This is a genomic window from Kosakonia sp., from assembly GCF_032104925.1.
In the GTDB taxonomy this organism is placed as follows: domain Bacteria; phylum Pseudomonadota; class Gammaproteobacteria; order Enterobacterales; family Enterobacteriaceae; genus Kosakonia.
Map to the genome: position 1 here is coordinate 56,052 of NZ_DAMCGF010000006.1, position 26,389 is coordinate 82,440.

Consider the following 26,389-nt stretch of genomic DNA (forward strand, 5'->3'; position numbering starts at 1 on the left):
GCACTGTCATGGTGCGTTTTTCTTTGCGCTTAACCTGCCGAATCACAAGCAAACTTTTTCCCCTTTCTTGCTCTGCCCGTCCGGGCGCACTAACAACCTGAAATCTTCCCTGTTTTCATTCCTGGCACAACGATTGCAATGTCTATTGCGTGTTAGCTGCGGCCATTATCGAATTCGACTGGAGGGGGATCTATGAAGCTGGTTACCGTGGTGATTAAGCCATTCAAACTTGAAGACGTGCGTGAAGCGCTTTCTTCTATTGGTATTCAAGGGCTGACCGTAACTGAAGTGAAAGGCTTTGGCCGTCAGAAGGGTCACGCAGAGCTGTACCGCGGTGCGGAATATAGCGTCAATTTCCTGCCAAAAGTGAAAATTGATGTGGCTATCGCTGACGATCAACTCGATGAAGTGATCGATGTGATCAGCAAAGCGGCCTACACCGGAAAAATTGGCGACGGCAAAATCTTCGTTGCCGAGCTGCAACGCGTCATTCGTATTCGTACCGGCGAAGCCGACGAAGCGGCACTGTAATACAAGACACACAGTGATGGGGATCGGAACAATGAAAAACACAACATTAAAAACAGCTCTTGCTTCGCTGGCATTGTTGCCAGGCCTGGCGATGGCGGCTCCCGCTGTGGCGGATAAAGCCGACAACGGCTTTATGATGATTTGCACCGCGCTGGTGCTGTTTATGACCATTCCAGGCATTGCGCTTTTTTACGGCGGTTTGATCCGCGGTAAAAACGTACTGTCGATGCTGACGCAGGTTGCCGTCACCTTCGCTCTGGTGTGCATCCTGTGGGTGGTGTATGGCTACTCGCTGGCATTTGGCGAGGGCAACAGCTTCTTCGGCAGCTTCAACTGGGCAATGTTGAAAAACATCGAACTGAAAGCCGTGATGGGCAGCATTTATCAGTACATCCACGTGGCGTTCCAGGGTTCCTTCGCTTGTATCACCGTTGGCCTGATTGTCGGCGCGCTGGCTGAGCGTATTCGCTTCTCTGCGGTGCTGATTTTTGTGGTGGTATGGCTGACGCTCTCTTACGTGCCGATTGCACACATGGTCTGGGGCGGCGGTCTGCTGGCAACCCACGGCGCGCTGGATTTCGCGGGCGGTACGGTTGTTCACATCAACGCCGCGATTGCAGGTCTGGTGGGTGCTTACCTGATTGGCAAACGCGTGGGCTTTGGCAAAGAAGCATTCAAACCGCATAACCTGCCGATGGTCTTCACTGGTACCGCTATCCTCTATGTTGGCTGGTTTGGCTTCAACGCTGGCTCTGCAAGCTCGGCGAACGAAATCGCGGCGCTGGCCTTCGTGAACACTGTCGTTGCTACTGCGGCCGCTATTCTGGCGTGGGTATTTGGCGAATGGGCAATGCGCGGCAAGCCGTCTCTGCTCGGTGCTTGTTCTGGTGCCATCGCGGGTCTGGTTGGTATCACCCCGGCCTGTGGTTATGTGGGGGTCGGCGGCGCACTGATTGTGGGTCTGATTGCCGGTCTGGCTGGACTGTGGGGCGTTACTGCGCTGAAACGTATGTTGCGTGTAGATGACCCGTGCGATGTCTTCGGTGTGCACGGTGTGTGCGGCATCGTCGGTTGTATCCTGACGGGTATCTTCGCGTCTACGTCGCTGGGCGGTGTCGGTTTCGCTGAAGGTGTGACCATGAGCCATCAGGTGCTGGTACAGCTGGAAAGCGTTGCCATCACTATCGTGTGGTCTGGCGTGGTGGCCTTTATCGGCTACAAACTGGCGGACATGACGGTAGGTCTGCGCGTACCGGAAGAGCAAGAGCGTGAAGGGCTGGATGTGAACAGCCACGGCGAAAACGCCTATAACGCCTGATTACGTTGAGTTATCTCCTGAGCATAAAAAAGCCTCCGATCGGAGGCTTTTCTTTTTAAAGCATTTAAAGCGTTTAAAGCGCAGTTAGTTGCGATTGCGCATAACGCCTTCCTGCACGCTGGAGGCCACCAGCACACCCTCTTGCGTATAGAACTCGCCGCGCACAAAACCGCGAGCGCTGGAAGCTGACGTACTTTCCACACTGTAGAGCAACCACTCGTTCATATTAAACGGGCGATGGAACCACATGGAGTGGTCAATGGTGGCAACCTGCATACCACGCTCAAGAAAGCCCACACCATGCGGCTGAAGCGCAACCGGGAGGAAGTTAAAGTCCGAAGCATATCCAAGCAGATATTGATGCACGCGGAAATCGTCCGGCACGGTGCCGTTTGCGCGGATCCATACCTGGCGGGTGGGATCGGCAACGTGGCCTTTTAGCGGGTTATGAAACTCAACCGGGCGGATCTCCAGAGGCTTGTCACTGAGAAACTTTTCTTTGGCCTGCGGAGGCAACAAGTGGGCAAGCGCGCGGGCAATATCCGTTTCGGATTGCAGTGAATCCGGCGACGGTGCCGGCGGCATCGTTTTTTGGTGCTTGTAGCCGGTTTCGGGTGCCTGGAACGACGCGGTCATATAGAAAATAGGTTTGCCGTTCTGGATGGCCGCAACGCGTCGGGCGCTGAAACTGTTGCCATCACGCAGCACTTCCACATCATAAACAATCGGTTTTTCGCTATCGCCCGGACGTAAAAAGTAACTATGGAATGAATGCACCAGGCGCTCGGCAGGAACGGTCTCTTTGGCGGCATACAAAGCCTGGCCTACGACCTGGCCGCCAAAAACCTGGCGCAAGCCGAGATCTTCGCTCTGCCCGCGAAACAAGCCCTCTTCAATTTTTTCCAGGTTCAGTAATGCCAGCAGATTGGATAACGCCTGACTCATAGATTTCCTCAAATTAATAACGGCTGACGGAGCGAATTATCCGAATAGTATAACCTGGAAAAATTGCTGGTCCGATGGGTTCAATAATCTGAATAGATGGCAGTTTGCAGGAATATATCTCGCACGTGTGCCACACTTGTTCAGGTTACGATGGTTTGACCACACATCCTGGCGGGCGAAACGCCTGCCGGTGCATTGAAGATAAGGAGAAATCAATGAAACTCGTGCACATGTTAAGTGGTTTAGCAGTCGCGGTCGCGCTGTCTGCCTGCGCCCAAAAGGGCGGCGATATTCCGACACCTGCACCTAACCCAAATGCACCTGCGGCAACAAATAAACCGGCGATCACGCAACCGAATGTTTCGGGTACGGTTTGGATCCGTCAGAAAGTGGCGTTGCCGCCAAACGCGGTACTCACCGTGACGGTTTCTGATGCTTCGCAGGCAGATGCGCCGTCGAAGGTACTGGCGCAGAAAGCTGTCCGTACTGAAGGTAAACAGTCACCGTTTAGCTTTGTGCTGCCATTTAACCCGGCGGATATTCAGCCCAACGCCCGCATCCTGCTGAGCGCGGCGATTACCATTGACAACAAAATCGTCTTTATTACCGATACGGTTAAGCCGGTTATCAACCAGGGCGGTACGAAAGTTGACCTGACGCTGGTGCCGGTACAGCAAACCGCTGTGCCGCTGCAACAAAGTGGTGGGGCGGCAACAACAGTGCCTTCCACTTCTCCGACTCAGGTAAACCCGTCGGAAGCGACACCTGCGCCGACGCAGTACTAATCTGATTGTGCTCCTCCCGGTTGGGAGGAGCCTTAATAGATCCAGCGATAATGCTGTAAATCGATTTGCCCATTTCCCGACACCACCACGCCTTCCGCCAGCAGCGCCTGACGCTGACGCTGTAGATCCGGCCCGGTCAGCGAGATACAACCATGACGATTCACCACCCGATGCCACGGTAATGTGCTGCCTTCCGGTAAGCGTTTCAGCACGCCGCCCACCTGGCGTGCCGCGCGCGGTGAACCGGCCAGCTTCGCCACATCACCATAGGTCGTGACATAGCCTTCGGGTATGGCGGCAACGATTTGCCACACTCGCTGCGGGAAAGAGTCCTGTGTATCCATTGTGATGTCCTGAAGGAAGAAGAGGCAGCATAAACAGCCAATCGTGTGCTGTGAAGAGGGGATTGCGCAAGAAACCAGCATCCGCCCCGGCGCGGCTTGCAATTGCCATCCCGGATAGGGATAATGCGCCAGCGCGTTGGTTAACAACGCTCTCAATGGGGGCTCTGTTGGTTCTCCCGCAACGCTACTCTGTTCACCAGGTCAGGTCCGGAAGGAAGCAGCCAGGGCAGATGACGTGTGTGCCGGGATGTAGCTGGCAGGGCCCCCACCCAATTCTGCTTCCTTTGTTTTTCTCACTCGCGTGAATAACGCAAATACCCCGCAATGCCATCTTCTCCGCCATCCGAAGGGTGATTAACACCTTCTGAAACCGGAACTTGCGCAAAATCGAAGGGCGAAACGCCAGCAATACAGGCCACATTGACACCATACTGATCCGGGTTTGAGCGCCGCTGATGGAAGGTGTAGATGCCGCAAATCGAGCAAAAATAGTGCACAGCTGTTCCGGTGTTAAAGCGATATTCGGTCAATTTATCCTTGCCTTTAATCACCTCAATGCCCGAGAGCGGGGCCGACACGGTAACTGCGCCGCGCATTCGGCAAAAAGAGCAATTACAGCGCCGCACAGTGTTAAAACCGTCCGAAAGCTGCACAGAAAACGCCACCGCGCCGCAGTGACACTGCGCCATTAATTTTTCCGCCATCGCTTTCCTCATCAAGACAAATCAAACGGGTCTTTCAACCTTAGCCTTTTTTACCTTTTTTGGTGGGGGAAAACGCGTGGGTTCACTGGTGATGTTTTTATGCAGAAACGGTACGCTGTAGCCGCAAAAAATAATTCTGATAAAAGGGCAGGGAGTATGCGCAACATCGTATTGGCATTGACGTTATGGGTACCGACGGCATCTTTTGCCGCTACGTTGCAGTCGGGGGTTTATGAAGAGCTGCAACTGGCGGTATCACCCTCCGGGCAGGTCACGGGCTACTACTCTGAAACCATGGGTGTTGGCATGACGCGAAACTGTTCCTTTGCGTTGGCGGGTAACGTCTCTCCGGCCGGGGAGGCGGAAATTTCCAGCTGGTCTTCCGATATGCTGCCGGGGCATCTTTCCGCTACGGCGGACGGCGTGACATTGAAGATTGCGAACGGGCAAAACCATGACGGCTGCATGAATGTGATGGTGCCGCAGATCAACGAGGGGATTGTGTTGAGTAAAACCCAGTCGACACAATGGGTTTCTCTCGCCGAAGTGGTTGATGAGCGGGTTTATCTCAGCAGCACACCGGATACCAGCACGCGGCGCAAGGCGTGGATTGTTAAAGATGATGTGGTGGGAGTGCTGAAAACCGGGCAGGGCTGGACGCAGATCCAGTTTATTAGCGAGTCAGGGAAAAGCACCACTGGCTGGGTTAACAGCCAGTCGATAAAGCCGCTGACAGCGCCTGCGGCCTGAGTTTTACACCACGCTACGTTTTAATGGCGCTTGCGTTTCGCGAAGCGCCAGCCACAAGGGTTTAAGTCGCAGTAGCGCGTTTTCCAGCTCATTTGAATCCAGCGCGAAAGGGATACGCAGATAACGCTCAAACGCCCCTGTCAGCCCAAAACGCGGGCCAGCGCCGAGGTGGATACCAATCGTTTCTGCACGGGCAGCAAACTGCGTTGCCAGCATATCGGGCAGCTCTATCCAGAAAGAGAGGCCGCCTTCCGGCAGTGAGAAACGCCAGTCGGGGAAATGTTCCCGCAGCAACGCTGCACAGCGATCGCGTCGTGCTTTGAGCATATCGCGACGCGCGGGCAGGAAGTTTTCGCCATTTTCCATCAGCCATAGCGTTGCCAGTTGTTCCAGCAGCGGTGAGCCGAGTTCCAGCGTATCGCGCGTCTGCACCAGCGTGGCAATGGTTCGCGATGAGGCGCGGATCCACCCTAAACGCAGCCCACCCCAGAACGTTTTCCCCGCCGAACCGAGCGTAATTACCGTGCTGCTACTATCAAACGCCGCCATTGGCGGTGGTGGCGGAGATTCGTACCACAAATCCACCATCGTTTCGTCAACCACCAGGGTGGTGCGCGCTTGCGCGGCAACGCTGACGATGGCCCTGCGCGTGGCGATATCCATACAGCGGCCGGTTGGATTGTGATAATCAGGCATTAAATAAGCCAGCCGTGGCGCGGTCTGCGCCAGCGTCGCGGCGAAACCGTCGATGTCCCAGCCCGTTTGTGGTAAAGAAACGCCAACCGGCCTGCACGACGCTCCCTGAATGGCGGCAATCGCCAGCGGGTAGGTTGGATGATCGACCACCACGCGATCGCCGGGCCCGGTCAGCATGCGCAGAATCAGCGCCAGACCGCTGAGCGCGCCATTGACTACCATCACTTCATCAGCATGCGTGGGTAAACCGCGGGCGGTGTATCGTGTGGCAATCGCTTCGCGCAATGCCTGCACACCTAATTGCCCGTAACCGGTGCGGGAAAGATAGGGCGGAATGGCCGCCAGCGCGTGGGTATAAGCCTGGTGAATTTCCGGGCCAGCGCTGAGCGCGGCAGTGGAGAGATCGAGTGCTGTGCCCGCCGTGCTTAGCGTGGGTATCGCGCGGCTATCGGGCAGGATCACCCGCGAGCCACTGCCGTGGCGGCTTTCCAGATAACCTTCATCACGCAAGTGTGCGAGTGCGCTGGCAACGGTTGTGCGGCTGATCTCGAGCATTGAGGCCAGTTCACGCTCTCCGGGAAGGCGTGTCTCCATTGCCAGCCTGCCATCAAGGATCAGCAGGCGCAGCGCGTCGGCAAGTTGTCGCCATAACGGTGTACGCGAAGCGGGTTGTTGCCAGTGGCCCAACAGACGGTGTAACGAGTGGCTACCCAGACGGCGTGATGACATATACAGTCCACTATTTGAAAACTGGACATTAATAATAAGTCCATTTCCGGTAAAGATGAAAGCCTGGACAACCGGAGAAAAATAATGCTGCGTCGATTAATTCAACTGTATACAGGTCTGGTTCTGTACGGCGTTTCTACCGCCATGTTTGTACGCGCGGATCTGGGCGCGGACCCATGGAACGTCTTTCATTTAGGCATAATGAAATTGTTATCGCTGGATATTGGTACGGTGATGATCGTGACCGGTGCGCTGGTGCTGCTACTGTGGATCCCGCTGCGCCAGCGGCCCGGATTGGGAACGATCAGTAATGTGATTGTATTAGGTCTGGCCGCCGATGCTGCGTTGTCGCTGATGCCGGTGCTGAATTCGCTGGTGGCTCGCGGCACCTTACTGGTTTGCGCCGTGGTAGTGAATGCCATCGCGACCGGAATGTATATTGGCGCGGGGTTTGGTGCCGGGCCGCGTGATGGGTTAATGACCGGTATTCATGCGCGCACCGGCTGGTCGGTGCGGACTATCCGCACGGCGATTGAAGTTTCTGTGCTGTTTATCGGCTGGCTGCTGGGGGGAACCGTTGGCGTGGGCACGGTGGTTTACGCACTGGCGATTGGCCCGCTGATCCAGCTTTGCCTGCCGTGGTTTCGTCAGAAACCAACGCGAAAGCCTGAGCCACAAAGCGAGCCAGCCTTATAAATGTGTATTCACTGCAATGCGCTGCGCCATTCACCCCCCTCAATTTTGGTGTTGAGCGGGCGGTTTACTTTATAAAACGACCAGGGGATTCTGGTGTAACAACATCCGTTGGCGTTGAAAAGGAGTGATGGTCAATGGCAACACCCGAGCTCGAAACCGCAAGACTTCTTCTCAAGCCGCTGGCATCGGAAGATGCCACACAAATTCAGCGTATTTTCCCGCGCTGGGAAATCGTACGCTACCTGATAGCCAGTGTGCCCTGGCCCTACCCGGAAGGTGCCGCGCAGCATTATGTAGATAATGTTGCGCTGGCGGCAAACCGCGCAGGGGAAGGCTGGTTTTGGACGCTGCGTCGCAAAGCAGACCCGACAGAGTTGATGGGGGTTATTTGCTTAATGAATACGCCAGATAATAACCGGGGTTTCTGGCTGGCACCGGAGTGGCAAGGGCAGGGCTATATGACGGAAGCTTGCCATGCGGTGAATGATTACTGGTTCAATGTGCTCGATCGTGATGTGCTGCGCGCACCGAAAGCCGTGGCGAATGCGCGTTCGAAAAAGATTTCTGAACGTAGCGGAATGCGGCTGGTTCGCTGCGAGAAAGGGCAATACGTCTCCGGAGAACTGGACACCGAGCTTTGGGAGATAACGCGCGATGAATGGAATAATTTTCACCGCTGAAACCTGTCAGCCGCAGGAGGCTGACAGGTTATTTAAATTTCATTGTCGATATATTTATTTACGCAGGTTTATTTGTCATTTAAATGACATATTAATTTAATGTTTTTGTCATAATTCTTAGGCAGATTAATCTAGGGTTTTTTTAAGTTGTTATAATTCTGAAATATATTTCTGGATCAGTTCCATAAGTTCGTGTATTAATTAGCATGTTTATTCACACAAGAAGGGATAATCATGGCCAGTGCTGTATTAAACGTCAAAATTGATGAAGCGCTAAAAGAGAAACTTCGTCATTACGCAGAAGTAAATAGTGAAAATCTCGGTACCGCGACAGAAAAACTGTTGCTGCTGGCTTTTCAGGCTGCGGAAGAGGCGGGAGTATCGGAAGACGACATTGATAACCAGCATACCGAAGAAGAGAGTTCTACTCCGTTAACTCCTAAAGAAATTAAAGCGTTACGTAAACTTCTGAAGAAGAAAAAATGAACCAACAACTCCTATCAACCGCCAGCAACTATGGCGAAGCCTGTGAGCTGCTGCGCTCAGGTTTTGTTAAACAAGTTCGTCTGGACTGGAATATCGGAAGTGATGAGTTTTTTCGCATCGCATCAGACTGGTGCGACGCCGGAGCGAAAATTAAAAAAGAAGGGCACAGCTTTATTATTTCGATAAAAGGCTTCCCGATCCCGCGTCAGCAGTAATTTATTTGTCATGAAACTGTCATTTTAATTGCATTAAAAAATGTGATGGTGGTTTCATAATAAAAATACGTAACCATCTCAAATGCACATTACGGATGATGTTTCCGACGAGCCTTTTGTGGCTCGTCGCTATTTCTTTTCCCGCACAATATCCTTCAACTGTATTTAGCCCCGTCTGGTATTTTCTCCGAAGCGCTCACAGGCACTGACCTGCAAACCGGGTATACTGGAAAACTGTTTGCAGCCGGGAAGCGCTATGAAAACCATCACTCTTTATGATGTCGCCAGCCATGCGGGCGTCTCTTACCAGACCGTTTCGCGCGTGATTAACGATGCGGCACATGTCTCGCCAAGGACGCGCGAGAAAGTGCTCGCTGCAATGGCGAAACTGCATTACATCCCCAATCGCGGTGCTCAGCAACTGGCAGGTAAACGCACAAAAACGCTCGGTTTGTTGACGACCGATCTGGCTTTGCATGCGCCATCGCAAATCGCGTCGGCGGTAAAATCCCGCGCCGGCCAGGCCGCGGCCAGCGTGATCATCTCTATGCTGGAGCAGCACGATGCAGCCAGCTGCTCGGCTGCCTTACAGGAACTGCTGGCGCAGCGCGTTGAAGGCGTGTTGATCAACGTGCCGCTTGATGATGCGCTGGCGCAGCAACTCGCGGCGCAGGCGGCACCCACGCCTGTGCTGTTTCTGGATGTTGGCGAGACGGCCGCGGTGAATAGCCTGGTGTTTGACGCCATGCAAGGCGCGCGGCTTGGCGTAGAACATCTGCTGGCGCAGGGGCACCGTCAGATTGCGTTACTCGGCGGGCCGCAGACTTCGGTTTCCGCGCGCACCCGCTTTGCTGGCTGGCTGACGGCGCTCCAGCAGGCAGGGCTTACGCCTTGTGCCAGCGCGCACGGTGACTGGAGCGCGGCTTCCGGTTATGAAAAAGCGCACAGTTTGCTTGCGGGCAACCAGTTACCCGACGCGGTGCTGGTGGCAAATGATCAAATGGCGCTTGGCGTTATTCGCGCCTGCGTCGAGAAAGGAATTGATGTGCCGGCGCAAATCTCGGTGGTGGGTTATGACGATACCGCCGATAGCGCCTGGTTTTCCCCTCCGCTCACCACTATCCGTCAGGCATTTAAAGAGGCCGGGGAGCGAAGCGTCGACTGGCTACTCAGCCCGTCAGCTCAGGGCGATGTCACAGGTCAAACGCGGCTGCCGGTGATGCTCATCGAACGCCACTCCACCGCGCCAGCCCAGCAACAGAAACTGAGTGGTGAAACCCTTGCCAGACGCTTAAACGAACTGGCGCAGCAGATTGCGATGCTGGATCGCCGTTAACACTTTTGTGATCCCCTTCGCTTTGATCCTGCTACCGGCTTTACCTGTGGTGAAAAATGCGTCATCGTGCCGTTAATTGTGAGCGCTTCGCAAAATGAGGTTTTTATGTCTGCTTTCGCGTTAAATTCGCTTCTCTCCCGCCGCGACTGGGAGAACCCGGTCCTCACGCACTGGCACCGTTTAGCCGCGCATGCGCCGATGCGCAGTTGGCGCGATGAAGTCTCTGCGCGTGATAACGCGCCATCGCCCGCCCGCCGCTTACTCAACGGTCAATGGAAATTCAGTTTTTTCGCTGCGCCAGAAGCGGTGCCGGCAGGGTGGATCGAGGAAGATTGCGCTGATGCGGTGGCAATGCCAGTCCCTTCAAACTGGCAAATGCAGGGTTTCGATACGCCGATTTATACCAATGTCACTTACCCGATCCCGGTAAATCCTCCGTTTGTACCACGACAAAATCCGACCGGTTGTTACTCGCTCACATTCGAGGTGAGCGAATCAGAACTGGCGCACGGGCAAACCCGTATTGTTTTTGACGGGGTGAACTCGGCTTTTTATCTGTGGTGTAACGGGCAATGGATCGGCTACTCACAGGACAGCCGCCTGCCTGCTGAGTTTGATTTAAGTCAGGCACTGAAGGTCGGAGAGAACCGGCTGGCGGTGATGGTGCTGCGCTGGTGCGATGGCAGTTACCTGGAAGATCAGGATATGTGGCGGATGAGCGGCATTTTCCGTGACGTTTCTCTACAGCGTAAGCCCGTCACGCACATTGCCGACTTTCACCACGTTACGCAGTTAAATGCGGAACTGACTCACGGGCAGTTGCAGGTTTATGCCCAGCTTGCAGGCGATTTTACCGATTGCCGCGTCGCTTTTGCGTTATGGCGAGGGGAAGAAAAAATCGCCGAAGCGCAACAAACACCGGGCAGCGCAGTGGTTGATGAGCGCGGATGCTGGGCAGAGCGCCTGAGCGTCACGCTGCCGGTGGCTTCTCCATTGTTGTGGAGCGCCGAAACGCCGCACCTTTATCGCCTGACGCTAACACTGCTCGACGCACGGGGAAATGTACTGGAAGTGGAAGCCTGTAATGTCGGGTTCCGCCAGGTTGAGATCAGCAACGGCTTGCTGAAACTTAATGGAAAACCGTTGCTGATCCGTGGCGTTAACCGCCACGAGCACCACCCGGAAAACGGGCAGGCGATAGATGAAGCCACCATGCGTCGCGACATTGCGCTAATGAAACAGCATAACTTTAATGCGGTGCGCTGCTCTCACTATCCCAATCATCCGTTGTGGTATCAGCTGTGCGATGAATACGGTTTATATGTGGTGGATGAAGCCAATATCGAAACCCACGGTATGGTGCCGATGAGCCGTCTCGCTGACGATCCGCTCTGGCTTCCGGCGATGAGCGAACGCGTAACCCGCATGGTGCAACGCGATCGTAACCATCCATCGATCATCATCTGGTCGCTGGGAAATGAGTCTGGGCATGGCGCGAACCACGATGCGCTCTATCGCTGGCTGAAAACCACCGATCCGACGCGCCCGGTGCAGTATGAAGGTGGCGGGGCGAACACCGCCGCGACCGATATTGTTTGCCCAATGTATGCGCGCGTTGACCAGGATCAGCCATTTCCGGCGGTGCCGAAGTGGTCAATCAAAAAGTGGATCGGTTTGCCGGATGAAAACCGCCCGCTGATTTTATGTGAATACGCCCACGCGATGGGCAACAGCTTCGGCGGCTTTGCCAAATACTGGCAGGCCTTTCGCGCCGCGCCGCGCTTGCAGGGCGGTTTTGTCTGGGACTGGGTCGACCAGGCGCTAACGAAAAAGGACGAGAACGGACAACCGTTCTGGGCGTATGGCGGTGACTTTGGCGATACGCCAAATGACCGACAGTTCTGTATGAATGGGCTGGTTTTCCCGGACAGAACACCGCATCCGGCGCTGTATGAAGCGCAGCGCGCCCAGCAATTTTTCCAGTTCAGCGTGCTGAGTACCCAGCCGCTGGTTATTGAGGTGGAGAGCGAATACCTGTTCCGCGCTGCCGATAACGAGTCCCTGCGCTGGCGCGTGGAGCGTGATGGCGAGGTTCTGGCACAGGGAGAAACGGCACTCGATATCGCGCCGCAAGGAAAACAGAAAATTGCGCTCACGCTCCCTGAACTGCATGCGGCCCCGGGAGATGTATGGCTGAATGTCGAGGTTTACCAGCGGGCGGCAACGCGCTGGTCGGCGGCGGAACACCTTTGCGCGTGGGATCAGTGGCGTTTACCTGCCCCGCTGTATAGTGCACCGCGTGAGGTTAAAGGTACGCGTCCGGCGTTGCAGACGAGCGAGCTGGATTACACAGTCAGCGCAGGTCATCAGCGCTGGCAGTTCAGTCGCCAAAGCGGCAACCTGGTGCAGTGGTGGCGCGATGAGCAACCGACGCTGTTAACGCCGCTCACGGACTGCTTTGCCCGTGCGCCGCTGGACAACGATATCGGCATCAGCGAAGTGACGCGCATTGATCCCAACGCCTGGGTAGAGCGCTGGAAAGCGGCTGGCATGTATGACCTGCACGCGCAGTTGCTCTATTGCGAGGCGGAAGAGGGGGCAGCAGACGTTGTTATTCATACGGGACATTGCTGGGTGGGCGCGGGAAAAACGGTGTTTATCAGCTATAAGCGCTGGCGCATTGATAGCCACGGTGTATTGCACGGTGACGTGGAGGTACAGGTGGCAACCCATATTCCGCCACCGGCGCGTGTCGGTCTGGTTTGCCAGCTCGCAGAACTCCATTCGCAGGCAAGCTGGTTAGGGTTAGGGCCGCATGAAAACTACCCCGACCGTAAACTGGCGGCGCGCCAGGGTTTGTGGACATTACCGCTTGCTGCGCTGCATACGCCCTATATTTTCCCCGGCGAGAATGGCCTACGTTGCGATACGCGCATGTTGCGCTATGGCGCGCATCGGCTGGACGGCGATTTCCACTTCTCGCTGGGGCGCTACAGCGATAAGCAACTGCGCGAAACCACACATCATCATCTGCTGCGTGAAGAGGCTGGTTGCTGGCTGCATGTTGATGCGTTCCATATGGGAGTCGGCGGCGATGACTCCTGGAGCCCAAGCGTGTCGGCAGAGTTTATTCTCAACACGGACAAGGTGCGCTACGCCTTTTGCTGGCGGCAAGACTAAACTTATCGGGCCTGATGCGGCGGGGGTGTCCTGCCGCACGGCCACTTCGGAGATCAACTCATGAAGTATGTTGATGGTTTTGTGGTTGCCGTGCCGGCCGATCAAAAAGAGGCCTACCGCCAGTTGGCAGCAAAATCTGTCGCGTTGTTTAAAGCGTATGGCGCCACGCGGATTGTCGAATGCTGGGCGGACGATGTTCCCGACGGTAATTTCACCGACTTTCGCATGGCCGTGAAAGCTGAAGACAACGAAGAGGTCGTCTTCAGCTGGATTGAATATCCATCAAAAGAGATACGCGACGCCGCGAATCAGAAAATCATGGCTGACCCGCGAATGCGCGAGCTGGGCAACGAGATGCCCTTTGACGGCAAGCGTTTGATTTACGGGGCTTCGTTCCCATTCTTGACGAATAAGTGGCCGCTCAGGAAACTTTGGTAAACAGCGCCTTGCGCTCCAGCACGTCGCCATCAGTACGGAATACTCCCCCACCGACATAATGCAGGGTTTGCGGCCACTCCGGCTGGGGGGTAACCCGTGCGGCAACCACTTCAAAAACAAAGAAGTTGTAGTTATCCACCATCGCGTCATCGTAGAGCCGGCACTCGAACTGCCCGAAACACTCTTTTATCGACGGTGCGCTGACCTTGTCGCTTTTTTCTGCCGTCAGGCCAAATTTCGCGAACTTGTCGACGTCATCGCCGGTGCAGTTACCGATGCGTGAAACGGTATCAATCATGCTGGCTTCCGGCAGATTAATCACACATTCACCGCTCTGGCGAATGCGCGCAAAACTGGCGTTTCCCGCTGAAATCATGCAGCCCACCAGCGACGGCGTAAACTCCAGAATCGTGTGCCAGCCCAGGGTCATAATATTGTTTTGCCCTTGCCAGTGGCTGCTGAGCAGTACCACCGGGCCGGGTTCCAGCCAGTGCCGGACATCATGCAGCGGCCAGGATTGCTTTTTCATCATGCTTCCTCCGCGTGTTAAACCACTTTTAACAGTAGCAAAACTAGGCGGCGCGCAGGTTGTTTTCCGCCCACTGAATAAACGCGTCAGGCGGCAGCGCTTTGCTGTAGAGCCAGCCCTGGCCGTACTCCACGCCATACTTCTTTAGCCACTGAAGCTGGCCTTCGGTTTCAATGCCTTCCGCCACCATCGCCAGCCTGAGCGCTTTCGCCATATCGATGATGTGCGGCGTTACGGCTTTGTACTCCAGCGCATCGACAAACGATTTGTCGATTTTGATGATGTCGACATCCAGATTTTGCAGATAGCTCAGGCTGCAATAGCCGGTGCCAAAGTCATCAATGTAAATTGCGTGTCCGGCGGCGCGCAGCGCACTGATTGCCGGGCCGCTCACCGCCGGATCGGCGAAACCGCGTTCGGTGAGCTCAAGGGCGATTTGTGTTGGCGAGAGCTGCCACTGGGCGATGAGACGCGCCAGCAGATCCGGCAGTGTGGGATCAAGCAGATCCGCCGGCTCAAGGTTAATCGAAATATGTTGATCCGGGTGTTGGTGCAGCCAGGATCCGAGAGTGGAAAATACGGTTTCGACCACCAGTTTGGTCAACTGCGGCATCAGACCGCTGTGCACCGCCAGCGGAATAAAAATATCTGGCGCAAGGTAACTGCCATCTTTCTGCCGCCAGCGTGCCAGCGCCTCCGCGCCGACTATCTTGCCGTTATCGAGCTCAACAATCGGTTGAAAAAAAACGGTAATTTCGCGTCCGTGAATGGCGTCCTGCAACTGCGCGCGCGGTGAATGCAAACGGCGCAGCAGCCTTAACATGACAAAAGCGAGCAGCAGGCTTACCAGCAAACCGAGTGGCAACCAAATCATCAGTAACCGATGCCAGTTTTTTTCCAGCGGCGCAATCGCCATCCAGGTAACAATTGCCAGCCCCATGTCCGCATCGCGCTCGATCCGGTAGACCTCGCCATTGGTAATGATGCGCGTTGGACCCTGCTGGTTTATTTGTGCCAGCCTGGCCGCAGTCAGCCGGGGGCTTCCGGCAATGCGCTGGTGCGTTTTGGTATTGATAAGCGCGATATAAACGGGGGCGGTGCCATGCGACAAAATATCAATAAACGACGTCGGATCGACCATCACCACATAGTGCGCACTGCCGATCGCGACCATATATTTCGCCAGACCCAGATCGTTGTGGCGAGTCAGCCAGGCGCGAAAGCCATCGGTGGTGATCTTCCCGGGCTCGGGAAAAGGCGGAATATGGCTGTCGGCTTGTAGTGATGAGCAGATCGGTTGCAGCCCGTTCATATAAAGAACTTCGCGCACATAGCGCCATGAATAAGAAATACGCCGCATCGTCAACAAATGTTCTGGCGTACAGGGCGCGCCATCGTAGGCATCCAGCTCACGAAGCGCGGCTTTACTCTGGTTGATGACGCGTTGGGTACGCATTTCTGCCAGCGTAGAGTACGCGTCCAGATCATTCATAAAGTTTTCTTCAGCCTGGCGGTGACTCATCCAGATACTCAGGCTCACCGGCAGGAAAATGGCGAGCACCAGAGCAACTGTCGCAAGACTCATCAGTCGTCGGTTGGTCATGATCAAAAATCCTTCTTTGATACTGATAAACGAGGAGTATCTTTTAGCCGCTGATGTTATAACACGCGGCAGCGATTGTTTTCTTTCAGGAAAGAAAGGATGAAGAAAAAAGAGTTTGTGACCCAGGATTTGCTAAGCAAAATTTATCAAATCAGCGCGCCTGGCCCGCGCAAACTCCCGCCTGAACGCCAACTGGCTCAGGAGTATGGCGTCTCGCGCTTTACTATCCGACAGGCGCTGGAAAAACTCGCGAGTATTGGTGTGGTGAATATTGTGCAGGGTTCCGGCATCTGGATTAACGAGCAGGCGCGCAGCAATCCGCTGGTTTACAACTCCATCACCGAAAAGCGTTTTGATCAGATTCGTTTTCGCATGATTAGCCTGCATAAAAAGCGCCCGGACCGCGATGAACAGCAAATCTTTGGCCTGAACGAAGAGAGCTTTATCTGGCAATTTTGCCGCCTGCGGTTTGTCGACGAACAAGCGGTACAGATTGAGATTTCCCGCATGCCGGTGGAAGGGTTTGCCGATCTCAACCAGCAGGTCATTGAACGTTCGATCCAGCAGTATGTGCTGGGCAAAGGCTACCGGATCTCACATCTCCTGACCACCTACCGGGCGGTGAGCGTGAGCCGCGAACAGGCGGTGCTGTTGGGCTGTAAAAAGGGCAGCCCGGCAATGCATATTAGTAACCGCGGTATCCTGGAAGGCGGGCAGGTGTATGAGATCAGCGACATTATTGATATCAACTACACCTGTACGTATGTCATTCCGCATAACCGCGAAAACCTCACCTTCCGCCAGGGCGGTGGCTGACGTTACGGCGTGTGGATGGCGCCATCGGCAAGGCGGCTTTGTGTCCACTCATGCGGGCGATAGATGCCAGGGTGCGCCAGCGCTTGCTGCTCGTCGAAACTGACGCCAATGCCTGGTTTTTCCGGCGCATAGACGAAGCCATCTTTGACTTCCGGCGCGCCAGGAAACACCGCGTCTGTGCTGGCGGAGCGGGGGATATACTCCTGGATCGCCGCATTATGCAGATGAATATTCAAATGCGTATTCACCGCCACACCAATGGGCGTCATATCTCCCGGCCCGTGCCAGGCCAGTCGTACACCGAATGCCTGGCACAGAATCGCCAGTTTTAATGCCGGTGTGATGCCGCCAATCTGCGAAATGTGGCAGCGGATGAAATCGATGCGGCGATTGACAATCAACTCGTGCCACTCTGCCGGGTTGTTAAACAACTCGCCCATCGCCAGCGGCGCACTGCTGTGCTGGCGCACTTGATCCAGCCATGCGCTTTGCGCTGGCGGCAGAATATCTTCAATAAAATAAGGCTGATACGGTTCAAGCTGCTTTGCTAACTGCACCGCTTGTTGCGGGAATAAGCGCTCGTGAACATCGTGCAGGATCTGCAAGCGATAACCATATTTTTCCCGCAACGCTTTAAACATCGCCACGATGTTGGCCATGTACTCCTGCTGATCAAAATAGGCGCCGGTTGTGGGATTTTCCGGCGTATGCAGTTGCGCGGGCGTGCCGCCGTAAAAACCGAGCTGGCAGCGAATGTGGCGATAGCCCTGAGCCGCCAGCTTGTCGACGGCGGTGAATAATTCTTCCAGCGTTTCGCCACTGGCATGGCTGTAGGCGGCGATAGCATCCCGTGATTTCCCGCCGAGCAACTGGTACAGCGGCATGCCCGCCAACTGACCTTTGATATCCCACAGCGCCATATCAACGCCGGAGATGGCGTTGTTCATGATCGGGCCGTTACGCCAGTAGGCGTTAACGTTCATCATTTGCCAGAGATCTTCAATGTTGTTGGCATCACGGCCTATCAGCAAGGGTTTCAGATATTCATCGACCAGCGTTTTCACCGCCAGTGGGCGTTGCTGGAAAGTGGCACAACCGTGCCCCGAGATGCCTTTATCGGTTGTCACCCGCACTACCACCAGGTTGTGGCGGTCGGGCCGGGTGATAAAACATTCGATATTCTGGATAAGCGTGGGCGTCACGGGAACTCCTTTACAACGTGAGATAAGCGAGTGAGGGCTATTATCTTCGCCCTAATTTTGGCGAAAGGTAAACTGTTTTGTGGAATAAATTTTTTGGTCAGTTATTTCTTCCTTTTTTAATTAAAAACCAAACCAATTTAAGGTTTGTTGCGTTTTTATGGCTTGTTGATTGGTAATTGTGATGCGATTCATATTTTATTGGTTTGTTTTAAAATTTTGCTTTCTCTACTATTTGAGGCAATGAGTAAAACGACAACACATCCGGCAGGAGTTTTTATGGGGACGCAAGAAGCCATTGGCAATATTATTCGCCTGGTGGGCGGACGGGATAATATCAACAACGTCTGGCACTGCATGACACGCTTACGTTTTGATCTGATCGACGATGACAAAGTGGATCAGAACGAAATTAAAAAACTGCCGGGCGTGCTGGGCGCACAGCTGCAAAGTGACCAGTTCCAGATTGTGATTGGTCCAAAAGTGAATAGCTGGTACGAGCAACTACTGGCCATGCTGGGTAAGGCACCAGAACACGCGGCAGGGCAGGGGAAAGCGCGCAAAAGCCTGGTGTCGATGTTTATGGATACGGTATCTGGCGTGTTTGGGCCGATTGTGCCCGCCATTGCTGGTGCCGGGATGATTAAAGGTCTGCTGGCCGGGTTGATTGCGCTAAAAGTGGTATCGGCGAAAAGCGATACGGTGATGGTTATCGATCTTATCGCCAGCGGTGTTTTCTATTTCCTGCCGTTTTTCCTTGCGGTTTCGGCGGCAAAAATATTCAAGACCAATGAATATCTCGCAGCGGCGATTGCCGCTTGCCTGATGTATCCGTCGCTGATTGAGGCGGCAAAAGCGCTGGCAACACATCAGGATGGCGCGGTCAGCGCGTTCTGGTTGCTTAATGCGCTGCCGGTGTCGGTGTTTAACTACTCGGCCAGCGTCATCCCGGTTATCTTCTCGATCCTCGCGTTAAGTTACATTCATCGCTGGGTCGATAGCATCATGCCCGATGTGTTGAAAACCGTTTTTACCCCAACATTGACGCTGTTTCTCGGCGCGCTGGCGGCGCTGGTGGTGATTGGCCCGATTGGTATTTACCTGGGCAAAGCGCTGGCGTGGTTTATTGAAGGGCTGTTTGGCGTGTCGGCGAGTTTTGCCGGGCTGATTGTCGGCGCGATTCGCCCGGTGGCGATCCTCACCGGGATGCATCACGCGATGACGCCGATTGCCTTACAGAACTTTAGCGAGCGCGGCTACGACATGCTGATGCCGATGATGTTTATGGCAAACATGGCGATTGCCGGGGCGACGTTTGCTATCTGGCGGCTGAGTAAAAACCGCCAGGACAAAACCGTTACGCTGTCGGCGGCTATCTCCGCGCTGCTCGGGATCACGGAACCGGCGCTGTTTGGCGTACTGACGCGCTACAAAAAAGCCTTTATCGCCGCCACCGTCGCAAGCTCGCTGGCCTCTGCGTTCATCGCCTTCTTCGGCGTGCGGCTGTATGGCTATATTTTGTCGAGCATTTTCAGCCTGCCGGCCTATATTGGCCCGTACTTTGTCTTTGCGGTTTCAGGTGTGATCATCGCGCTTGTCCTGTCGTTTGTGCTGACCACCTTGCTCGTGGGTAAAGAGGCGCAAGAGTAACCTTATCGTCGGTGCGCCAGGCGGCGCACCAGCCTGTCTCCCGCCATTTGTACCCCTTGCACCAGCGCCACCAGAATCACCACTGTGCCGACCATGACCTGATCGTTAAACCGCTGATAGCCGTAACGAATCGCCAAATCGCCAAGACCGCCGCCGCCAATTACGCCAGCCATCGACGAGAAACCAATCAGCATAACAATAGTAAGCGTGATACTTGCCAGCAGGGTGGGTAACGCCTCCGGCAGCAGCGCTTTGGCAATCACATGCCACAGATTACCGCCCATCGAAAGAATGGCTTCAATACGCCCGTAATCCACTTCATCGAGCGCGTTTTCCGTTAACCGTGCGAAGAAGGGAAATGCGCCGATGGTCACCGGCACCACGGCCGCCGTGCTGCCAAGCGTGGTACCAATCAGCGCGCGGGTAAAAGGGATGAGCGCAATCAGCAGCACAATAAAAGGCAGTGAGCGGCCAAAGTTAATCACCGCACCCAGCAAGGCATTCAGTTTTGGCATTGGTGCCAGCCCGTTACCGCGGGAGACAAATAACAGCACGCCGACGGGCAAACCGATCAGTACGGTGAAAAATGCCGCCAGCCCAACCATATAAATCGTCTCCAGCGTGCCGTTAAGCAGCAGCGGCCAGAGATCGTCCCAGCTCATGCGACCACGCATAACGGCCTCCCGTTAAAACCATGGCGGGCTAAAAACGCCTGTTCGGCTCTTGGATCGTGCAGTAGCGCCTGGCGCAGTTTTGACCACGGCGCGACCAGCAAATCGGCGATTTTTCCGCTCTCGATAAGCTCGCCGTTCTCCAGCAGCGCGGCGTGATCGCACAGGGTTTTCACCACTTCCAGCTCGTGGGTGATCAGCACTATGGTGAGCTTCAGTTTCTGGTTGATATCTGCCAGCAGCTCAAGCACAGACGCGGTGGTTTGGGGATCTAACGCGCTGGTGGCTTCATCACACAGCAGCACGTCTGGCCTTGTCGCCAGCGCGCGGGCGATACCGACACGCTGTTTTTGCCCACCGGAAAGCTGCGAGGGAAAGGCATCGGCTTTTTCACTCAAGCCGACCAGCCAGAGCAGCTCTTCGACGCGCGCCTGGCGCTGCGCTTTTGCGACGCCAGCGATTTCGAGCGGCACGGCAATATTGTCGGCCACTGTGCGCGCATGCAGTAAATTGAAGTGCTGGAAAATCATGCCGGTGCGCAGGCGATGCTCGCGTAATGCCGCTTTGTCTAACTGCGTGATGTCGTTGCCGTTGATAATAATGCGGCCCGCCGTGGGCCGCTCCAGCAAGTTAAGACAGCGAATTAGCGTGCTTTTGCCTGCGCCACTGCGCCCAAGGATGCCGTAAATCGCCCCCTTCGGTACGCTCAGCGAGACCTCTTTCAGCGCCGGTCGGCCTGTTCCGGCATAGGTTTTGCTCAGCCCTTCAATCTCTATCATGACTGCGGTGCGACCGGGATCACCGAGCCGTTATATTGCTTACGGATAAACTCCGCCACCTGCGGCGAGGTGAGATCTTTCGCCAGCTCTTTGATGCGCGGATCGTTAGCCAACTGCGGGTTGGTAACCAGAATATTGGCATACGGGTTGTGGCTCGCGCTTTCCAGGCCGAGCGCATCTTTCGCCGGGGTTAACCCGGCTTCCAGCGCGTAGTTACCGTTTATCACCGCCAGATCGACATCATCCAGCGAGCGTGGGATCTGCGGCGATTCGATCTCAAGGATCTTCAGATGTTTTGGGTTTTCGGCAATATCTTTCGGCGTTGCCAGCGTAGTTGCCGGGTCGGTGAACTTACTGTTGAGTTTTATTAATCCCTGCGCTTGCAGCAGAAACAGCGCGCGACTCAGGTTGGTGGCGTTGTTCGGTACGGCTACGGTGGCGTTATTGGGCAGCGATTTGAAATCTTTATATTTGTGCGAGTAAATACCCAGAGGTTCGATATGTACCGTCGCGGCAACCGCAAAGGTTTTGCCCAGCGCTTTTTCCTGATCCTTCAGGTAAGGAACATGCTGGAAATAGTTCGCATCGACGTCGCCGTTCGCCAGCAGTTCGTTGGCGTTAGCACCACTGGTTAGCTCGACAACTTGCAGATCCAGTTTGGGGTCGATCTTTTTGATGTAGTTAAGGATTTCCGCGTGTGGTACCGGATCGGCAGCAACGCGCAGAGCGGCAGCCTGGGCGGAAGACCAGGCCAGTGAAAGAGACAGTGCAACCCCTGCCAGAGTGAATGCGGCATGTTTCATGATGTGTGTTCCTGTGTTGTTATTAGACGATCAGTTGTTCTGTGCGTTCGCGCAGCACATCGCGGTAATAGCGTTCCGCCACATCCGGGTGGGAGCGCAGACGCCCTTTCAGGTAGTTCCATCCCACGTCGCGCAGTAGCGGATTTTGTGGGTCGCTCTCTGGCCCGCGCGCTTCCTGTGCCAGCTCAGGCGGCAGTGTGTAAAGCGGGACGACGGCATCCAGTTGCGCGCCGAGGAAGAAGGCGATAGAGAGGCGCTGCTGGCCGGCCGGGGGCGATACCACGCGATGCACGGTGGCGCGCAGATAACCGTTTGTCGCCAGCTCCAGCAACTCGCCAATATTGACCACAAAGCTGCCTGGCAGCGGTAACGCATCGATCCAGCGGCCGGGTTCGATTTCGACCTGCAACCCTTTTTGCTCGTCCTGCAGCAGGAAACTGAGGAAACCCGAATCTTTATGCGCGCCGACGCCCTGTGAGCTCTGCGTGTTTTGCTGGCCGGGATAGCGGATCAGTTTGATGTGTTCGTTGGGCTTGCTGCCATACAACGCATCAAAGGCGTTGGCTGGCAGGTGCAGTGCTTCGGCAAAGGCGCGCAGCAAGGTGATCGCCATGTTGGTCATTGCCTGTTGCCAGTTAAGTAGGGCGGGTTTTAGCGTCGGCTGCGCCGTCGGCCACAAGTTTGGGCCTTGTAACCGTCGCCAGCGCGGGTCATTTTCATTGAGCTGCAAAGCCGGGCGTTCCGCGCCGATATCAAACTGTTCGCGCCAGTCAGGCTGCCCGCGGGTGATTTCTGATGCTGCGCGGTTGTAGCCGCGAAAATGCGGAGAGTGGATCATCGCCACTTGCTGTTTTTGCGCATCAGAAAGCGCGAAAAATTGCCGGGCTTCGTGCTGGACAGTCTGCTGCAGCGCGTCATCGACGCCGTGGTTAATAAGGTAAAAGAAGCCGATATCGCGCGCGGCATGGCGCAGGTCGGCAAGAAAGGTGTCGCGCTCAGCGCGTTGCGTATAGCGGGCGAGATCGAGAATAGGCAGTGTTGTCGCGGTCATTGTGGTCTCCGGGGACGTTAAAAAGATGTCGGTTCTGGCTCAGGGTTCGGCGGCAACAACAGCGCATTTTCTTTTCCTCACATTTTGGGTGTCGTCACAGCTTGCCTTATGACAAACACTTCAACCAATAACGTTCTTTTCTAATTTATGACCGGGCAGGATCATGTGCTTTTGCAAAAAACGCATAACGCGGAATGCTTGAAATGGGCAAATAAGTTCGATAGACTTTTGTTATGTTATAACAAAACAAAAGAGTGAATAATGAGACCTGATATCCACCCCCATTACCGTACCGTTGTGTTTCACGACACCAGCGCCAATGAGTATTTCAAAGTGGGTTCGACCATTAAAACGGACCGCGAAATTGAACTGGAAGGCGTGACGTATCCGTACGTCACGATTGACGTCTCTTCCGCTTCGCACCCGTATTACACCGGTAAACAGAAAGTGATTGCTAACGAAGGCAGCGCGGCGCGTTTCCAGCAGCGTTATGGCCGCTTTTTTGCCGATAAAAAGGAGTAAATGATGCAGGTGCTGAATTCACTACGTAGCGCGAAGCAACGCCACCCTGACTGCCAAATCGTTAAGCGCAAGGGGCGTTTGTATGTGATTTGCAAATCTAACCCGCGCTTCAAAGCCGTGCAGGGTAAAAAGAAAAGACGCTAAGCGCGAAGCGATGCCAGGGAATAACGCTGCTTGCCGTCAGCCGTGAAATTATCGGCGGCAAGCCAGCGTTGCAGCGCGCTATTCACGGCAGGCCATTCACTATCAATAATTGAAAACCAGTCTGTGTCGCGGTTATAGCCTTTACTCACCAGTGCCTGACGAAAGCGGCCTTCAAACTGAAAACCTAAGCGCAGCGCGGCCTGGCGTGAAGGTTCATTCAGACTGTTGCATTTCCACTCATAGCGGCGATAGCCAAGCGTGTCGAAAATGTAGCGCATCAGTAACCATTGGGCTTCTGTCGATGCCGGGGTACGGCTTAGCAGGGGCGAAAAATGCACGCTGCCCACTTCCACCACGCCGTTTTTTTCATCAATGCGCATCAACGATAAGCTGCCAACCGGCAAACCGGTTGACTTATCGATAACGGCAAAATGCAGCGGATCGCGAAGGTCGCATACGCTGGTGACCCACGCGCTAAATGCGGCTTCATCCTGCTCGGGTTCGCGCAACAACCATGTCCAGCTACGGTTGTCGCCTGCACGTTGATGCGCCTGAAACAGCGCGGCGGCGTGTCCTGGTTGCAAGGGTTCGAGACGACAATAATCGCCTTTCAGCACTACGCGCTCGGGGAAAGGTCGCGGCTGCCAGCCCGGCAGCGCTGCACCGATCGGCTGTTGATACACGTTGAATGCGTTCATTTGTGGCTCCTTTTGATATGCCGCCAGCGTAACGTGGTACTGGTTCCCTAAAAAGAGCCATACCGCTATAGTCTTATGGGGCCACGATTGAGAGCGTGAAATGAACATTCCGGACGATGAGTTATATGCGCTACTGCGCCAGCCGCTGGCGGCGCGCGCGGGAGTGACGCGGCAGCGGACGCTTTATCTGGCGCTGCGTGATGCGATACGTAATGGCAGGTTAAAATCGGGCAGCCTGTTGCCGGGGTCGCGCGTGCTGGCGCACGCGTTGGTGCTTTCGCGCAATACCGTTAACACGGCGCTTGAGCAGCTGGCGGTGGAAGGATATGTATTGCGTGACCGGCAAGGAACGCGTGTCGCTACACTGACAAGTGTTGAACGTTCACCGCAGACGCCGCCACCGGTCAGGCTGGCGCGCGGCGTACAACAGCTACCCGGCGGTGTTCAGCGTAATTCACCCGCGCTGGCATTCACTCCCGGCATTCCCGCCGCCAACTATTTTCCGCTGGCTATCTGGCGGCGTCTGACGGAGCGAGTATGGCGCGACGAGGGCAACACGTTGCTGAATTATGGCGCGTCTGCCGGTGAACTGCGTCTGCGCGCGGCGATTGCGCGCCATCTGGCGATTTCCCGCGGTATTCATTGTGACGCCGAACAGATTGTGATCACTGAAGGTGCGCAGGAAGCACTGATGTTGTGTGTGCGTTTGTTGTGCGATGCCGGTGATGAAGCGTGGGTGGAAGAGCCAGGTTATGGCGGTGCAAAAACCGCGTTTTTATCGGCGGGGTTAAATGTCACGGGAATCGGCGTCGATAGCGAAGGTATGCGGCTGGATGTGAAGGCAACTACGCCGCGCATTATTTACACCTCGCCGTCGCATCAATATCCCTTAGGCCAGGTGATGAGTGCAACCCGGCGACTGGCGTTGCTGGATTATGCCCGTCGTGCGGGGAGCTGGATTATCGAGGACGATTATGACAGCGAGTTCCGTTATCCGGGCGAGCCTATTCCCGCGATGCTCGGCATGGTGGCTCATCCGCCGGTGGTCTATATCGGGACATTCAGCAAGACGCTGTTTCCATCGCTGCGTATTGGCTTTATGGTCATGCCGCCCGCCCTGGCGCAGATTGCTGCGCCGGTTATTGGTAGTTTATTACGCGGCGGCCACCGGGCAGAGCAACTAACGCTGGCGCGTTTTATTGAAGAGGGACATTACACGCGCCATCTGGCGGCGATGCGGCGTCTTTACCGCAAGCGGCAGGCACATTTGCTGGAGGCGTTACACAGCGAAATGCGGGTTGATCATTATGTATATGGTGGCGGCGGTGGGCTGCATTTAGCGTTGTCGATTCCGGGGATTGACGATCAGGCTCTTGTTCGCGAAGCGCATCAACTCCAGCTTGCGCCGCATGCGTTAAGCCGTTTCTGGCTTAAGCAAAACGCGGCATCAAGTGGGCTGGTATTGGGTTACGGTAATACCTCCGCCGCGCGGTTTCCGGCGGCGGTAAGTGCGCTTAACCGGCTGATTGTGCGCCAGCAGGGCGGGTAAGAGTGAAAACATCGTAAAAAGAGAGTTCGCCTTTACGCTCAACCATTTTCCGTAGCTGCGCTTTGTGTTCCTCATCCACACTCGGCGAGTGAAGAATGGCCTCAATCAAACCATCAGGTACAAAGCGGGTGTTGTACCACTCGCCGTTGTAACAGACGCGAAAATCGAGAACATCGATATCGTCGTAGTTGTAGCGCGGATATACATCGAAAAAGAAAAAGCCGTTTAGCACGATGAACAGCACAACCAGCAACCATACCGAACCGGAGAGGGTTTCGGACTGCAGCATCACGGCGAGCGTAGCCAGCCAGGCCAGATACATGCCGATAAACAAGCCAGGATGTTTGCGGATAAAACTGATACTGAAGCGCGGCCGGTTATCCCGTTTCTCGCGCTGATTTATCTCTTCAATCGTTTCGGTGAGCAGCCGCTGTATCTCTGTCATCTTACGCCTTTGTTGATACTGTTTTGCAGGTGGACAGCCTATTTTAAGTTGCCACCATGTATGAAAAAAGTAACAGTTTCAGCACAAAAAACGATAA

Annotated in this window: 28 protein-coding genes, 1 other RNA gene and 1 pseudogene; 17 read left to right on the forward strand and 13 right to left on the reverse strand. The window is 55.0% G+C overall.

The features are described from left to right. Positions 1-192 precede the first annotated feature (192 nt). Both glnK and amtB read left to right on the forward strand, forming a co-directional pair. Complete coding sequence (glnK, locus tag RT644_RS13810) at positions 193-531, forward strand: P-II family nitrogen regulator (protein ID WP_002891893.1); 339 nt, start codon at positions 193-195, stop codon at positions 529-531. A 31-nt stretch (positions 532-562) separates the two neighbouring features. Further along, the gene (amtB, locus tag RT644_RS13815) at positions 563-1,849 is read left to right on the forward strand and encodes an ammonium transporter AmtB (protein ID WP_313627073.1); all 1,287 of its coding nucleotides are present in this window, start codon (positions 563-565) and stop codon (positions 1,847-1,849) included. Positions 1,850-1,933: 84 nt separating this feature from the next. Here amtB and tesB read toward each other — a convergent pair whose 3' ends face one another. After that, a complete protein-coding gene (gene tesB, locus RT644_RS13820; protein ID WP_313627074.1) occupies positions 1,934-2,794 on the reverse strand; it encodes an acyl-CoA thioesterase II in 861 nt (286 codons plus the stop codon). 215 nt (positions 2,795-3,009) lie between these two features. Here tesB and RT644_RS13825 point away from each other — a divergent pair, with 215 nt between their 5' ends. After that, entirely contained in the window at positions 3,010-3,579 is a 570-nt protein-coding gene (locus RT644_RS13825) for a YbaY family lipoprotein (RefSeq protein WP_020456783.1), read from the forward strand. A gap of 32 nt (positions 3,580-3,611) precedes the next feature. On the opposite strand, the gene RT644_RS13830 is transcribed toward RT644_RS13825, so the two are convergent. Beyond that, a complete protein-coding gene (locus RT644_RS13830; protein ID WP_313627075.1) occupies positions 3,612-3,923 on the reverse strand; it encodes an MGMT family protein in 312 nt (103 codons plus the stop codon). Positions 3,924-4,088: 165 nt separating this feature from the next. Between RT644_RS13830 and ffs the strand changes: the two genes are divergently transcribed. After that, an RNA gene (gene ffs, locus RT644_RS13835) (signal recognition particle sRNA small type) lies at positions 4,089-4,185 on the forward strand. Between the two features lie 31 nt (positions 4,186-4,216). On the opposite strand, the gene RT644_RS13840 is transcribed toward ffs, so the two are convergent. Continuing rightward, positions 4,217-4,627, reverse strand: a complete 411-nt coding sequence (locus RT644_RS13840) for a GFA family protein (RefSeq protein WP_313627076.1) — start codon at positions 4,625-4,627, stop codon at positions 4,217-4,219. A 156-nt stretch (positions 4,628-4,783) separates the two neighbouring features. Between RT644_RS13840 and RT644_RS13845 the strand changes: the two genes are divergently transcribed. After that, complete coding sequence (locus tag RT644_RS13845) at positions 4,784-5,377, forward strand: hypothetical protein (protein ID WP_313627077.1); 594 nt, start codon at positions 4,784-4,786, stop codon at positions 5,375-5,377. A gap of 3 nt (positions 5,378-5,380) precedes the next feature. Here RT644_RS13845 and RT644_RS13850 read toward each other — a convergent pair whose 3' ends face one another. Then, positions 5,381-6,802 (reverse strand): PLP-dependent aminotransferase family protein, encoded by a 1,422-nt coding sequence (locus RT644_RS13850; RefSeq protein ID WP_045509198.1) that lies wholly within the window; start codon positions 6,800-6,802, stop codon positions 5,381-5,383. 84 nt (positions 6,803-6,886) lie between these two features. Here RT644_RS13850 and RT644_RS13855 point away from each other — a divergent pair, with 84 nt between their 5' ends. The 7 genes and pseudogenes from RT644_RS13855 (at position 6,887) to RT644_RS13885 (ending at position 13,808) form a co-directional block, all read left to right on the forward strand. Continuing rightward, the gene (locus tag RT644_RS13855) at positions 6,887-7,498 is read left to right on the forward strand and encodes a YitT family protein (RefSeq protein ID WP_160271074.1); all 612 of its coding nucleotides are present in this window, start codon (positions 6,887-6,889) and stop codon (positions 7,496-7,498) included. 134 nt (positions 7,499-7,632) lie between these two features. After that, the gene (locus RT644_RS13860; protein WP_045509194.1) at positions 7,633-8,178 is read left to right on the forward strand and encodes a GNAT family N-acetyltransferase; all 546 of its coding nucleotides are present in this window, start codon (positions 7,633-7,635) and stop codon (positions 8,176-8,178) included. Between the two features lie 234 nt (positions 8,179-8,412). Beyond that, positions 8,413-8,664 (forward strand): hypothetical protein, encoded by a 252-nt coding sequence (locus RT644_RS13865; RefSeq protein ID WP_017459970.1) that lies wholly within the window; start codon positions 8,413-8,415, stop codon positions 8,662-8,664. Continuing rightward, positions 8,661-8,879, forward strand: a complete 219-nt coding sequence (locus tag RT644_RS13870) for a hypothetical protein (RefSeq protein ID WP_020456790.1) — start codon at positions 8,661-8,663, stop codon at positions 8,877-8,879. Before RT644_RS13865 ends, RT644_RS13870 begins: the two co-directional genes overlap by 4 nt. A gap of 256 nt (positions 8,880-9,135) precedes the next feature. Beyond that, positions 9,136-10,215: a LacI family DNA-binding transcriptional regulator gene (locus RT644_RS13875; RefSeq protein WP_313627078.1), complete on the forward strand. Its 1,080-nt coding sequence runs from the start codon at positions 9,136-9,138 to the stop codon at positions 10,213-10,215. 105 nt (positions 10,216-10,320) lie between these two features. After that, complete coding sequence (locus RT644_RS13880) at positions 10,321-13,395, forward strand: beta-galactosidase (RefSeq protein ID WP_313627079.1); 3,075 nt, start codon at positions 10,321-10,323, stop codon at positions 13,393-13,395. A 60-nt stretch (positions 13,396-13,455) separates the two neighbouring features. Continuing rightward, positions 13,456-13,808 (forward strand): annotated as a pseudogene (locus tag RT644_RS13885) (DUF1428 domain-containing protein). 8 nt (positions 13,809-13,816) lie between these two features. Here the strand turns inward: RT644_RS13885 and RT644_RS13890 are convergent. Then, on the reverse strand, positions 13,817-14,362 hold the full coding sequence (locus RT644_RS13890; RefSeq protein WP_313627189.1) for a flavin reductase family protein: 546 nt from the start codon (positions 14,360-14,362) through the stop codon (positions 13,817-13,819). A gap of 43 nt (positions 14,363-14,405) precedes the next feature. After that, positions 14,406-15,965: an EAL domain-containing protein gene (locus RT644_RS13895; protein ID WP_045509186.1), complete on the reverse strand. Its 1,560-nt coding sequence runs from the start codon at positions 15,963-15,965 to the stop codon at positions 14,406-14,408. 99 nt (positions 15,966-16,064) lie between these two features. Here RT644_RS13895 and RT644_RS13900 point away from each other — a divergent pair, with 99 nt between their 5' ends. Next, entirely contained in the window at positions 16,065-16,781 is a 717-nt protein-coding gene (locus RT644_RS13900; protein ID WP_045509184.1) for a GntR family transcriptional regulator, read from the forward strand. A 2-nt stretch (positions 16,782-16,783) separates the two neighbouring features. On the opposite strand, the gene RT644_RS13905 is transcribed toward RT644_RS13900, so the two are convergent. Further along, positions 16,784-17,983: an enolase C-terminal domain-like protein gene (locus tag RT644_RS13905; RefSeq protein ID WP_313627081.1), complete on the reverse strand. Its 1,200-nt coding sequence runs from the start codon at positions 17,981-17,983 to the stop codon at positions 16,784-16,786. 276 nt (positions 17,984-18,259) lie between these two features. Between RT644_RS13905 and RT644_RS13910 the strand changes: the two genes are divergently transcribed. Continuing rightward, the gene (locus RT644_RS13910; RefSeq protein WP_020456798.1) at positions 18,260-19,630 is read left to right on the forward strand and encodes a PTS transporter subunit EIIC; all 1,371 of its coding nucleotides are present in this window, start codon (positions 18,260-18,262) and stop codon (positions 19,628-19,630) included. Positions 19,631-19,632: 2 nt separating this feature from the next. Here RT644_RS13910 and RT644_RS13915 read toward each other — a convergent pair whose 3' ends face one another. From RT644_RS13915 to RT644_RS13930, 4 genes are read right to left on the reverse strand one after another with little or no spacing between them, the layout of a single operon-like run. Further along, positions 19,633-20,292 carry a methionine ABC transporter permease gene (locus RT644_RS13915; protein ID WP_165501864.1) on the reverse strand — a complete coding sequence of 220 codons (660 nt, stop codon included), beginning with the start codon at positions 20,290-20,292 and terminating at the stop codon, positions 19,633-19,635. After that, a complete protein-coding gene (locus tag RT644_RS13920) occupies positions 20,289-21,080 on the reverse strand; it encodes an ATP-binding cassette domain-containing protein (RefSeq protein ID WP_313627082.1) in 792 nt (263 codons plus the stop codon). Before RT644_RS13920 ends, RT644_RS13915 begins: the two co-directional genes overlap by 4 nt. Continuing rightward, on the reverse strand, positions 21,077-21,883 hold the full coding sequence (locus RT644_RS13925) for a MetQ/NlpA family ABC transporter substrate-binding protein (protein ID WP_045509176.1): 807 nt from the start codon (positions 21,881-21,883) through the stop codon (positions 21,077-21,079). Before RT644_RS13925 ends, RT644_RS13920 begins: the two co-directional genes overlap by 4 nt. A gap of 22 nt (positions 21,884-21,905) precedes the next feature. Further along, complete coding sequence (locus RT644_RS13930; protein WP_313627083.1) at positions 21,906-22,934, reverse strand: isopenicillin N synthase family oxygenase; 1,029 nt, start codon at positions 22,932-22,934, stop codon at positions 21,906-21,908. A gap of 261 nt (positions 22,935-23,195) precedes the next feature. On the opposite strand from RT644_RS13930, the gene RT644_RS13935 reads away from it, so the two are divergent. Further along, the gene (locus RT644_RS13935; protein ID WP_017459984.1) at positions 23,196-23,456 is read left to right on the forward strand and encodes a type B 50S ribosomal protein L31; all 261 of its coding nucleotides are present in this window, start codon (positions 23,196-23,198) and stop codon (positions 23,454-23,456) included. Between the two features lie 3 nt (positions 23,457-23,459). After that, the gene (gene ykgO, locus RT644_RS13940) at positions 23,460-23,600 is read left to right on the forward strand and encodes a type B 50S ribosomal protein L36 (protein ID WP_025263710.1); all 141 of its coding nucleotides are present in this window, start codon (positions 23,460-23,462) and stop codon (positions 23,598-23,600) included. Here the strand turns inward: ykgO and RT644_RS13945 are convergent. Next, positions 23,597-24,298: a GNAT family protein gene (locus RT644_RS13945; protein ID WP_313627084.1), complete on the reverse strand. Its 702-nt coding sequence runs from the start codon at positions 24,296-24,298 to the stop codon at positions 23,597-23,599. The two genes, ykgO and RT644_RS13945, sit on opposite strands and share 4 nt — an antisense overlap. 100 nt (positions 24,299-24,398) lie before the next feature. Here RT644_RS13945 and RT644_RS13950 point away from each other — a divergent pair, with 100 nt between their 5' ends. Beyond that, complete coding sequence (locus RT644_RS13950) at positions 24,399-25,847, forward strand: PLP-dependent aminotransferase family protein (RefSeq protein ID WP_313627085.1); 1,449 nt, start codon at positions 24,399-24,401, stop codon at positions 25,845-25,847. Here the strand turns inward: RT644_RS13950 and RT644_RS13955 are convergent. After that, positions 25,813-26,292 (reverse strand): YlaC family protein, encoded by a 480-nt coding sequence (locus tag RT644_RS13955; RefSeq protein WP_045509168.1) that lies wholly within the window; start codon positions 26,290-26,292, stop codon positions 25,813-25,815. The genes RT644_RS13950 and RT644_RS13955 overlap by 35 nt on opposite strands. Between the last annotated feature and the right edge of the window lie 97 nt (positions 26,293-26,389).